This is a genomic window from Bacteroides sp. L008 (assembly GCF_040812255.1).
GTDB classification, from domain to species: domain Bacteria; phylum Bacteroidota; class Bacteroidia; order Bacteroidales; family Bacteroidaceae; genus Bacteroides; species Bacteroides vicugnae.
This window is the reverse complement of sequence record NZ_JBFNXO010000001.1, coordinates 2,449,115-2,461,483: the sequence shown is the minus strand read 5'-3', so window position 1 is coordinate 2,461,483 and position 12,369 is coordinate 2,449,115. Positions and strand designations below refer to the sequence as shown.

5 protein-coding genes are annotated in these 12,369 nt (G+C 44.0%); all 5 read right to left on the bottom strand.

Features of this window, described 5'->3' with window-relative positions:
- Positions 1–182: 182 nt before the first annotated feature.
- Complete coding sequence (locus AB3G73_RS09885) at positions 183–3,884, bottom strand: glycoside hydrolase family 2 TIM barrel-domain containing protein (protein ID WP_298044753.1); 3,702 nt, start codon at positions 3,882–3,884, stop codon at positions 183–185.
- Positions 3,885–4,385: 501 nt separating this feature from the next.
- Positions 4,386–7,091, bottom strand: a complete 2,706-nt coding sequence (locus AB3G73_RS09880; RefSeq protein ID WP_195649710.1) for a hypothetical protein — start codon at positions 7,089–7,091, stop codon at positions 4,386–4,388.
- A gap of 44 nt (positions 7,092–7,135) precedes the next feature.
- Positions 7,136–8,965: a DUF5010 domain-containing protein gene (locus AB3G73_RS09875; protein WP_367744699.1), complete on the bottom strand. Its 1,830-nt coding sequence runs from the start codon at positions 8,963–8,965 to the stop codon at positions 7,136–7,138.
- Between the two features lie 29 nt (positions 8,966–8,994).
- Positions 8,995–10,356: a glycoside hydrolase family 99-like domain-containing protein gene (locus AB3G73_RS09870; RefSeq protein WP_148364647.1), complete on the bottom strand. Its 1,362-nt coding sequence runs from the start codon at positions 10,354–10,356 to the stop codon at positions 8,995–8,997.
- Positions 10,357–10,378: 22 nt separating this feature from the next.
- Positions 10,379–12,367 (bottom strand): SusD/RagB family nutrient-binding outer membrane lipoprotein, encoded by a 1,989-nt coding sequence (locus tag AB3G73_RS09865; RefSeq protein ID WP_321020191.1) that lies wholly within the window; start codon positions 12,365–12,367, stop codon positions 10,379–10,381.
- Between the last annotated feature and the right edge of the window lie 2 nt (positions 12,368–12,369).

Below are 12,369 nucleotides of genomic sequence, written 5' to 3'. Positions count from 1 at the left end.
ATTGCACAATGCGATATTCGTTTTACAACGATTATTTCCTTTCTGAAATAAAAAAGAGAGGACGAAAGTCCGAAAGACTTTAAAACGAAAACTCCCCCTCACGGCAAAGTAAGAGGGAGTTTATTCATTCAAAACCTTTCGGACATTTGTCCTCTCTTTTATTTCTGTTTTCTACCTTATTCCTATTTGTTGGTAGTCAGGCAATTAATCATATTCACTACTAACTTACCAGCTACCGGATCTGTCGTTGCCTTTTCCGTACACATGGTAGAGATCATTGCTTCTCCCTTTCCGTCAGCTATTTGTAACATCGTCAGTCCACGCATAGATTCTATTCGTTCGATGCGGTCTTCCGGTTTTCCACCATCAATGTAAGCATGAATTTTCATCTGTCCTGCCAGTTCCGTCACGTTCTTGTGGCGATGGACTTTCAGAGTAGCGGTACATGCTTGCGGAATTTCCCGTTTATTGTTGTTGAAATAGCGTAATTCCAATACATCGATGTCATTGAACACCGGAGCATCATTGCGTTCCATAATTACGATATCGCCTTCTGTCGGGATAATCCAGCCCGTGATATATTCAGGATATATAGCTTTGACGGCTTCCTTACTGTTGAGGAAGAGTAGCTTTCCACCTTTTGACTGATAAGCACGGATCAGCTCCTTTTCTTCGTCAGTGCAGGCTGTCAGACCGGAGATAACGCAAAGGTCAGCTTTCAGTTTGCTGTTGAGCAATTCTTTTATGGAAGAAATCGGTTGATAATTGATGTTCAGGAAGTCAAATACCATTTTCGTGTTATCTTTATCCAATAATACAATCTTTTTGTTTGGGTCTACCTGACCTACATTCCACTCTTTATTAGTGAGCAACAACTCATATTCATTGGCAGAAATTGGCAGACCGTTCTCTGTGAGTTTTAATACCAGTTTGGCTTTTGTCTTGTCGGCAGGCAGATTGGCCGGCAACTGAATATCAGGTTCGGCATAGTATCGCGCATAATGTTTCACAGCTGGAATCTTTTCACTGCCGCTTGCCAGGCACTTTCCGCTTTCATCTTGTATTTCCCAGCGAAGCAGGGACGGTTGCAGATCCGTACCGTCTTCACGGTCATTGACCACATAGATGCGTGTAGGCAGTTTCTCACCTGCGTACAAGTTGCGTCCCCACAATTCTGCACTAACCAATACAGGTTGTAAAGCCCGTTTCAAAGCATAGTAGGTGGGGTACGGTTCAATGTTCTGATAATCGTATGTCTGACGGAACCATGTCATCAATGCAAAGTGCATAATACCCGAAGCCTGGTCGTTGGAGCGACGAAGCGTTTCGGCCAGTTCACCCGTGATGAATGCTTGTACTTTCAGGAAGGAAGCCGGGTCTGCCCAGTCATAAGATTCATAACCGATCAGTGTATAAGGATTTTGGTGGATGAGCTGATAGGAGCGGGTAGGATGCCCCGTTTCATTATTGGGATAACCTGTAGACATCTCCTGACTGATAAGCGGACGGTCGGTTACCTTGAACTGTTTTTGGAATTCTCCATTGAAGAAACGGAAAACCGAGTAGTCATACCAATTGTAATAACCGTGCATATCGTCAATGTCGCCATCATCGATGCTGCTCATAAAGTCAGCACCGAATTTCTTATCCTTGCCTTTGGCCTGATAGTTGGAGTCGAAGCAGATAGGACGGGTAGGGTCGATGCGACGCATCTCTTTCACTACATCCGAAATAATACGGTATTTCTCTTTGGCACGTTCCAGATTGCTGTCATTGTCGTAGAACTTCATTTCATTGTTCACTGTCCAGAAGAGCAGTGAAGGGTGATTGCGATATTTTTTCAGCAATCCTAAAAACTCGTTACGCCATATTTCAATCAGACGCTGGTCTGGAATTGGAGTGGAATGAATCATCAACCACGACCATGTGCCTTCGAATGAAACACCGATACCGTTACGGTCGGCAGCTGTCATCCAGCGTTTGTTCCACGGAGTGGTGTGTGTACGGGTTACGTCGATGTTTCCGGCTTTCATCAGTTGCATGAAAGTATTGGCCAGATTTTCATCATTAGGTGCCAGTGCGAAAGGAATGTGGTTTCCGCCGCGCAACCAGTATTTATTACCGTTCAGGTAGAAAAGTCCGTCTTTCACCTCAAAAGTACGGAATCCGGAAGTTTCTGTCAGACAGTCCAGTTCTGTTCCTTTATCTGCTACCAGGCGGAATTTGAAATCGTACAGGTTGGGATGCTGCGGTGTCCATAAGCGAGGTTTCAAATCGCTGATCGTATAGGTTTCCATGCGCTCTTCATCTGCATTGAGATTCAGTTTCCGTATGGATAATCCCGAATAGAGTACAGCACCGGTTTCTTTGTCGATGATATCCGTATAAAGGTCGAACTGTTTCTTTTTACTACCATGGTTCTTTAGGGTTACATCGAAGGTAGCGCCATTCAGGGTCGGTTTGATAAAGACATCTTCCACTTTTGCGGGGTCGGTAATCGTCAGCTTTACCGGTTGCCAGATTCCGGCAGGTTCGTCACCATAAAAACCATGAGGAATTTCTTTCAGCAGAGCATCTTTGTTCACTTCCACTTTGGCATCTTCCTGCTCACTTTCACGTACGGAAGAATAGAAGAAATCGATGGCATTTGCCGATTCCGATGCGCTTCCATCCATTTTGCGTGTCACTTTTACGGTAATCAGGTTCTTACCGGGTTTCAGCAAATGGCTGCCGTCTACCTGAATTTCACCGAACATGCCGAGATGTGAAGTGGCTAATGTTCCGTTGATATAGATTTCGGCAATTTTGGAGACCGCGTCGAAGGTCAGTGTCATATTTTTGCCTTCCACATTGGCAGGCAGTTCCAGCCATTGACGGTACCAGGCATATTTCACCCGGCGATAATCGAATGTATAGTTTTCACAGCGGTCGGTTTCCTGTTGGTAGTAGGTGTCCGACACACCTTTGGGTTGTGCACCGGTAGGAGAGGGCATCGTTTCGCCATGCAGCCAGATACGGATTGGTGTCCAGAAGTTAGGAACGGACATGATGTGCCAGTCCTGGTCGTTCGTTTGTACCGAAACAGCCTTATCCTTGTTGTCCAGTTGATAGTCGGGCATAAAGAGCCAGTTGCCATCCAGCGTGATGTCTGTGCGGCTGCCGGTGAGCGCTGCCAGTTTGGCGGAAGTATAGGAAGCCCGTTCCTGGCGGCGTTTGTTTTCTTTCTCCGCAGGAGTGGCCTTCTTTTGATATTCTGCCACTTTCACGTTTTTCAGTGCATCGTCTGCCATCGGAGTAACGGTGAGGTCATCAAATTCAGTTTCTATCCATCCTCCACCCAGAGCAACTTCACCTGATGGTACCAGGTCGGCATTCTTGTCTACAAGATCAATATGTGGTTGTTTCTCGTCGTTGAGGAATATGCGGATACGGTTGCCGCAAACTTCTACTTTTACACGATACCACTCTCCCGGTACAGGATGGAAACCTAACGGGCGGACTCCCATAAATTCGTCCGTACCCATATATCCGGTGCGCATCAGGTAAAGATCATCTTGCAGTCCGCCTTTGATACCTACCACATAACGGTCGAAACGGTTGTAATTGCGGAAGCTCGCCCATATCTGCACCTGTTCGGCATTTTTAGGGGCACGGGCTTTGAAAGAAAAGGAGTAGTTTTTCCATTCGGGATGACCGAATACGGCATAAGCGCCTTTCGAACGGAATACATTGTCGGCAATACTGCATGTTCCCCGACCCACCACTTTCAATGTTTCTCCGGCATTGGAGAAGTCGTTTGTCCATGTAGCATTGCTTTGTGCTTGTCCGTTCATGCAGAGGACGCTGCACGCACAAGCCAGAAATACTTTGCTGATTCTATTCATGATATTACAAGTTAATAATAATTTTGGTATAAAAGTACGGTTCGACAATAAATATTAGAATGAAGTACCGCTTAATGTACACTTAATATGTGCTTAATTGTCTTTGCTCTTGTTTTTCGTTGATTAATTTTGTATCTTTATAGGTTTCTCTTTCTTTTTAAATTGCTGTTCACCTTATAAAGTGACAAATAGCACTTTATAAGGTGACATTTGTCTTACTATAAGATGACTATGGTCCCGTTGCAATATGACAACTATGCCGTTGCATAAACTCCTCTAGTTTTATGCATAGAAAATCCTAAATCTATGCACAGAAAAAACTAAATCTCTGCATTGAAAAACTAAATGTTGCAATGAATTTGACATAAATGCCATGTGAAAAATAAAAAGAACCATGCCAAAAAACGAAGATTACAAGCTTACGATTTAGTGGCATGGCTATTTATAGATTAGTTTTTGTTCAATATCATAACGATACTCTATTATGAATAGGTTCCGGAATTATCCTTCGATGATTCTGAAGAACATATTCTGACTGGAGTAGTCGCTGATAAAGGTAAACTTGAATTGGAAGTTAGTAGTGGTCGGAACAATTTTCAATGTGAAAGATTGTTCTTCGCTGTTTACGTCCAATGTGCTACTCGTTTCATTTCCTTGTGGCTCTAAAACCAAAGAATAGTTTTGTTTGCAGAAATATTTCTTGCAATAGTCAGTCATCACAATCTTGTTTCCGGCAGAGTCATATTTCAGCAATACAGGCAACTTGGTACCAGTAAGACCGGTCGGACCGCCATATACGTCCCAAGAACAACCATTCGTCCAGAAAGCATGATTCTTAAAATAGTTCCCCAAGTAGTATTTCTTGCCTACTTCCAAGTCTGCCATTTTTGTCTTCGTGTCATCACCGGTGATTTCAGAAACTTTAATTTCATAGTCTTTGCTTACAACTCCTGTTGCATTCGGTTGTTTATCACTACCCATGTAAATTGTATGCTCTCCCGGTTGGCGTACAGGGTCTTTGATGTACCACTGTTCATTACCTTCGGATTTCACCTCTCCCTTTCCGGCATTGAATGTCCACGAGAACTTGAGGCCGTTGTCAGCTTCATTCATTTCATTGATCTTCTTGTCATTGAAATTAAGCTGGAATAACTGCATGTGCGGGCTGTTACGAACCAGTGTGAGTGTGTAATTGGCAGCATCCCATATTACATTATTGGCATCCCATCTTTCTTTTACTTTTGTATTCTGATCGTTTTTGTTCAACGTGATGGTGAATTCTGCATCGGCAGGTTTGAAGTTATATAACGTTTTGCGCAGATCCACATTAGTAAAGTGATAACCTTCCGTTTCATCATATACACCCGGAATTGTATATCTTTCGCCCAAACGTATGGACGGTGTTTCATTGTTGATACCAGCCTTACCGTAAATCATGATATTCAATTCAGGTTTCTTTGTCGGAGCTTCTACTACGTACTTCGAAGTTACATTACCTATATACAATCCCACTTCTTTTTCATTGAGTGTGAAAGCTGCTTTGTCTGTCCCCTCGTCATTCATAGCGAACAGGTTAGCACCATCTATACCTTCAGTTTGAGGACCTACCAATAGATAATTAGCCTTTTGAGCCGCATCATAGTAAAGACATACTTCACCATTAGCCAACTCGGTTTCTTGTGTAATCGTTGCGAGATTTGTAGTCATAGGGATTGTTTCCCAGCTGCCACCGTTAAGTTGAGTACCCAGTTTCCATGCTTTAGATGCAGTAACACCCATATTTTCCAATGTGGTTTGAGCATTGTGCACTTTGATGACTTTGGTACCTTTATAAAGACTTTCGATATTGCTCAACAGTTCTGTTACACCTGTCAGTCCAATACCATTTTTAGCAGTCGATTCATCTTGTGAGTAAATCAATACTTCTTTAGAGAATTCTTCTTCGGCAACAGTATAAGTCACTTTCACTTTACCTGATTTGTTGGCAGCTTTAGCGGTTAACACACCTTTATCTGTTACTTCGAATGTGTTATTTGGGTTCTCTGTCAACTCATAAGTTGTTTCAATAGCCAATTCACCGAATCCCAGTTCGTCTACAAACTTCACTTCTCCGCTTTCGCCGAATCCCCAGCCTATTGTTTTAGCAAGGTCGAGACTTTCGGTGCTGATGAATTTCAGAGATTCCGAGTCCTGATAAAGCGTACGTGTTTCACGATAAGCAAACAGACCGTTGCTGGCGCTGTAAGAAGTCGGTTTCACTACGAAATAATTGGAACTGGTAGTGGTCTTGTCCAATGTGATTTCCAACACTGCACCGTAGTATGGAGCTGTCATGTTGCTTGGAGTCAGTTCTACGGTCAGGAGGCCGTTTTCGTCCAGTTTCTTATTGGTATTTACCAACAGTTGAGGCACTTCCGCACGTGTCAGTTTCAATTCGTGGATATCCGCGCACTGGAAGTCTGCTTCGGACAAGTCGATGTCTTTAGGCAGAATCTTGAACTTGGCGGTAGCTGTATGGGCAGTAACCACTTTACCTAGTTTGTTAGTATAGCTGGCTGCTTCCAGGAACTCGTCTTCCTCAAAAACAAATTGTTTTTGGAAGAGGATAGAGCTGATACCGCTGAAACCACCGCCCTGTACGGGGAGGATATAGTTTTCACCGTAGATATAGACAGAGAGCGTCTTATTCTCTTTGTTCTCTGCCAGAATCGGAGTGTCTTTATCAGCTGTGATGGTGGTTTGCACCAGTCCTTCTGTTTTTTGGATGTAGATGTAACCGTTACTCTTGTCGTAGTATAACTGGTCTTTATCTGTTCCGGGGATTTCCTGTTCAGTGCCGAATGTCAACACCTTGTACCAGCCTGCACCTTTGTCTTTGGTGTATCTCCATGTACCTTCTTCCACCTTGAACTGGTAGAAAGGAGTCGCTTTATTGGAAGCCTGTACATATAATTCGTCTCCGTTGCTTAATACAATTGTGTATTGTGATTGGTCTTCACTGGGATACCAGCTCTGTACTGTCAGATTGGCGTTCAATGCAGCCTCAATCTTTTCTTTGAATCTATCCATGTCAGATTCAACCGTGCTGATACGGTTGTTCAGTCCTTCAATATCCGAGTCGTAATCCTTACAGGAAACAACTCCTGTTCCTAATGAAAACAACAGTGCTCCATAGAGAAAACTGTTTAATACTCTTTTGTTCATCATAGGTAAATTTTTAGTTTGATAAATATTTCATTTTTCTTGTTTCTTTATTTCTCTGCGATAATCTCTGCATAATTCAGGCTGATGTCACCTTCGGTCACTATCAGGTTGAAGTCGGCATATCCACGTGCATCGCGAGAATAAACTGCTATTTCGACTTCTTTCCATGTACTGCCTGTTGCGGGGAGGCTTACGCTTTTTGTCATTGTATCGCCAATCTGGCAACGTACGCTGGCAGCACCATTGCTGGAATAGCGGAAATGGATAGTTGATTTTCCGGTTCTGAAAGGGAGTTCTTTCCATTTCAGTGTGTTCAGACCACCGGAAGTGAGGTTGGTATGCCAACCACCGTTATACTTCGTGTCGTTGCAATATTTTACTGCTCCCTGTTCGGGAGCATTGTTCATTTCCACTTCCGTCAGAGATGTTTCTATCTTGCTGCCGGAAACAGTGCCTTGGTAACAGTAGTCACAAGCTTCAGCTTCCAGTTTCTGTCTGGTCGGGAAAGGATGATTGCTATACTTACGGAGCAGGTTGATGCGCTGGTTGGGATAATCGTAATAGATCTTGTCCGAACTACGCCACCATGCAGCGTTTTCTGCAAGGTCGGTAAATCCTTCAAGGAATACCAGATCAGGCTTCTTGGATAGGAAAGATTCCATCATCTTGGTTGCATAACGGCCGTGGTCGGCATCTATAAATTGCCAGTTCGGACGAGCTAGATCACCTTGTACGAATCCCGGACATCCGCTGCCTACGCTGAAACCTTTGAAGTTGTAAGCGGAAATATAGGTGTTGTAGAGCAAGTTTTCGTTATATATGTCCTCTGCCATATCCATTGTAGGAACGGCAAACCAGTTGTGAATACCATCCAGATAGGGGCAGTCCACCAGTGAGTAGTCCCGGTCAGTCCATTCGCGTTGGATGATGAGGAACGGACGTACGCCAAATGTGGTGTTGAAGTCGTCGCTGATACACTTCAGAATATAACTCAACTTTCCATGATAGGCATCTGATTTCGTTTCGTCAAGTCCGGTCGTACTTTTGTACTTTACCGGGTCTTTCTTCATCAGTTCGCTAAGATAACTGTCCTGTAGGAATCCATTGGGGTTCCAGAATAGGATGACAGGGCGTCCGTCTATCTCAAACCAATAGTCACGCGGAACATTTTCGAACGATGGTTTCAGGTTGGCATCCCAGATGTAGTAATATATCTCTTTGCGGAAATCGTTGTTTGCACCTTTCATATCTTCTTTCTCAGGGTCGAGGAAGAGTAGCGGATAGTGTGAACCCTCTACGCGGCTACCATTTTTGAACGGTTTGTTGTCGTATCCGTATCCTTTATGTGCATTGCGTGCAGCCGACCATGAGGCGGGGGTATCATCAAAGATAGCGATCTTGAATTCATGTTCCACACCTTTGCGTTTGATAGCTGCCATCAAGTCATGGAGTTTGTCGGGGCGACCGTGGTCTATATCAGGATTTGCTTCACCACGACAGTTCATGGCAACATAATCCTGACCACTGTAAGCGATTTCTTCTACGAAGTTGTCCCACCAGTCGGCTTCGGTAATTGGACCGGGATATGCTTTGTCATCTTGTGCTTCGGGATAAGCAGAAGCTACGTAACGGCAGAATAATGAACGGTTGTGCATAGTAGAAACGTCAGTGAACGGCTTGTCCATCTTTTGGCGCAAGTTGCCTTCGAATCCAGCCAATGTACCTATTTTATAGGAACGTACAATTTCCTGTTCCGTTCCCTGTCCACCTTCAGAGCCGGGACCGTCGGGCCCGTCATTCGGATTGTCATCAGAGCATGTCCAGCAGAAAGCCCCCAAACCTAGCAGACATATGTATTTCCAATATTTATTTCTCATATTCTTTTTATCATTAAAGAGTTAACATTTTAGTTCTTCTTGAATTGCTGGCGGGTGATTTCCAGATATGTTCTTCCATATCCGTTGCCATAATTTTCTACTGTCGGCTCGATGAATGAGTCGAAATTATATTTGTTGTAAGAGTCAACCAGAATCAGACGGTTGCGTCCGGCATTCATCTTGGCTACGTTACACATGGTACGATATGTGGCAGGGTCTTTTTTTACAATCGGTGAGTTACCGATAGAACCGCGACCATCCTGCACCAGCTTGTTCCAAGCCGGACCAACAGTAGGAACGAACTCCATGCTTCCGTCGCCAAATGCTGGTAATGCAGTCTCACGGTTGTACTTCCAGTTCTGGTCTATCATTTGCGGATACATATAAGAGCGGCTCATTTCCGACTGGTCGTACATATTACGGCTGGCTACAGCGTCTACGCAGCCTTCCATGTAAAAGTATTGGTAACGCATCTGGTTGCACCATACATCGGCACTTTCCACCATGATGTAGATGTCGTAGCCGGTAGCTTCTTTCACAGCTTTCCGGATGCCATCGTACATGGCTTTGGATTCTTGTGCATAGATTTCACCAGTCTTATTTTTAATGTAAACCACCGGACGCGTGCCACCGATTTTGTAGTAGCGGTCGTCAGAGAAGTAACAGCCGATTTTGCTGAAGAAGTTGTTCAGCAGTTGTTGGCGGGTGTATGTGATACCATCATATACCTTTCCGGCTGCAGTCTCGATACAATTGGTTGAAGATAGTGTAGGAGGCAGGTCGACGATGTTGTTCCAGTTAACACTAACCACAATTTTCATCGTTTTCAAGTCGACGAAGTCTATACCCGGTTGTCCCATGTGTGGCATCGGAAGGCGTTTGCCGCCTCTGCCAGAGCGTCCCAACATCAAGGTGATGAACAGAGAGTCACCTTGATTAATTTCGGTACCGGGTCCTTTACCCAAATCTGCTCCTGCTTCGGGCAGAATGATAAAGTCTGCCCCAGCTTCGATGCAATCGTCCACGTGTTGTTGTATCATTGGAATCATACGGTAACTTTGACTTCCTGCATCCGGCTGTAAATAGCCGTCTTTTTGTGATTCGGGCATTACTTGCGGTGTCAGGTTATTATAGTCATTCTTTGCACTCAATTCCTTATCGGTCAGCGTCAGAAGCTCCCAGCGGGTGAAGTTGGGATCACCGTTCGGCCTGGTGGTAATATCATTCCCTTTGTAGTAGAAAATGCCAACCTGATAATCTTCGGTGACAGGAATTTCCGGAATTTCGTAGTTCAAGAAGTAGTCATCGATGTTCGGACCCTCTTCTTTGTTGCATCCCGCAAGAAGTAATAAAGCGGCAGAGCACCCCGTAATGTATTTCATTAGTTTCATAACTGTCTTTCTTTTTATTTTATTATTTATTATCTTCTATACGTACAAACTTGATACTTGCCGCTAAGCGTTCTTCTCCTTGTAGGGAAGCATACTCGGGATAGTCTTCCAATACGTTTTCGACAAATTCTTCAATGGTGTCTCCATACCAATGAGCTACCATTTCGTTATTATACATTAACTGACCGCCTTTCCAACGTTCGTATAGACCTTCTTGATTGTATGGTCCGCCGATACCCAATGGAGTAAAGAAATTATCATTATAGTTTCCGTCGGAACGAGGTACCAGTGAAGTGGATTGTAGCATACGGCAGGCTTCCCGGTAATAGTTCATGTTCCAGTTACGTTCGTCTGTAGGATATTGCAAACGTTCGGGAACCGGATCGAATTGATTGGCCCCGTAGGTCCCGTAATTGTTCGGAGTTCCGTTATAGAAAATAGGAGGATATTTCATCACACGTGTTCTGCGTTCCAGTGTCCAACCGGCAAATCCGTTGAAGTAGTCGGCGATGTAACGTTGTTTCCATACTTGTTCCAGATTGTTTTTATAACCGCCTTTTCCGTTGATATCGGCTTTGTAGAAGGCACGGTAGTCACGACATCCCAGTCCGTTGGTGTTCCATTTGACTCCGTTACGTTCTATGTATTCGGAGATTCCGGCAGTAACACTATATTCGTTCATGGAAGCAGTAATACCGTTGTAGTAATATTGTTCAGCACTCTGCGGCAATGCAACATTCACACCCCATTCATCTTTACGTAATTGGATTTCGGCAAGCATGAAGTTTACGTCCGCCCATGTCAACAGTTTCACCATAGCATCCTGTTTGATGAAATCGCGCTGAATCAGAGCATATGTGTAGCCTTCAATACTTACGGAAGCGGTTGAATAAAGGCTCTGAAGGTTGTTGTTGTGTTCATCCTTGCCGACAATCCATCCACTCGGTGTTTGTTTCAGCTCGAAGCGGGGTAGGAAAGGTATTCTGTATGAAACTTGTACGTATTTCTGTTCTGCTTCCGACCATAGGGAGTCTCTTACTACGGCACGGTAATCACCCGTTTCATTGATACGGGATGTTTGCGCATATCTGCTCAAACGGGGATCTTTGTAAGAGCGCATATAACAGAAGAAGTATTCGTTCATTGCCGGGTAAGTCAGCCCGCCTATTTCTGTCTCCAGCTTGGTGCCCAGATCGAATTCTTTCAGGATACGGTTGTAATATAAGGAAACGTCGGCATTGGGGTCAGTACCATAGCGTCCTGCTGCATTGTCATTGTTGGAGCTGAATAAGTAGTTGTGGTTGGTTTCGTTCAACGCTTTTTCAATTTGCTCACGTGCCATAGAGATAGCTTCAGGGCTTTTTTTCATGTTCATCATGCGGATAGCCACGTCCAGACGCAAGGAGTTGGCAAATTTACGCCATTTTTCAATGTCACTGTCACCACTGGCAGAAGGATAGAAAGGATCTTTCAGCATTTTGGGTCCGTTCGGGTCGAAAGTTTCTACTGCTTGATCCAGCCAACGGAGGATTTGCATATATGCTTCAGCTTCACTGTTATAGTAATATACGTTTCCATAAGTCTCTTTACAAGCTGCGTCCATAGGTATCGGTCCCCAAGTGCCTGTCAGTACGGAGTAGAGGTAGGCTTTCCAGGTAATCAGTATTGCCCAATAATTTCTATCGGTGTCCTGAGCGTATTTATCTTCCATAATAGCTACATCACCCAATACTTTCTTATAGAAGTTATAGAATCTGTCACCTACATTGTCTGAACTTTGCGGGCTGGTCCAGGAAACCACGTAGCGTGCCATATAGGCGTAATAGTTATAATTCATTTCGGATAATACGTCCAGAGACTTGTAGATAGTGCCTGGAAATATTTTCTGAATATCAATCTCATCCAGATATAGTTTGTTGGGGTTCTGGTTAGTTGCGTCGAAACTATCTACGCAAGATGTTGCCAATCCCAACAGAGCTGCGGTACATAATGTATATAAATACTTTTTCATTG

Excerpts from the sequence above, each read along its gene's own strand:
- AB3G73_RS09885 (WP_298044753.1), bottom strand. The coding sequence starts at position 3,884 with ATGAATAGAATCAGCAAAGTATTTCTGGCTTGTGCGTGCAGCGTCCTC.
- AB3G73_RS09880 (WP_195649710.1), bottom strand. The coding sequence starts at position 7,091 with ATGATGAACAAAAGAGTATTAAACAGTTTTCTCTATGGAGCACTGTTG.
- AB3G73_RS09875 (WP_367744699.1), bottom strand. The coding sequence starts at position 8,965 with ATGAGAAATAAATATTGGAAATACATATGTCTGCTAGGTTTGGGGGCT.
- AB3G73_RS09870 (WP_148364647.1), bottom strand. The coding sequence starts at position 10,356 with ATGAAACTAATGAAATACATTACGGGGTGCTCTGCCGCTTTATTACTT.
- AB3G73_RS09865 (WP_321020191.1), bottom strand. The coding sequence starts at position 12,367 with ATGAAAAAGTATTTATATACATTATGTACCGCAGCTCTGTTGGGATTG.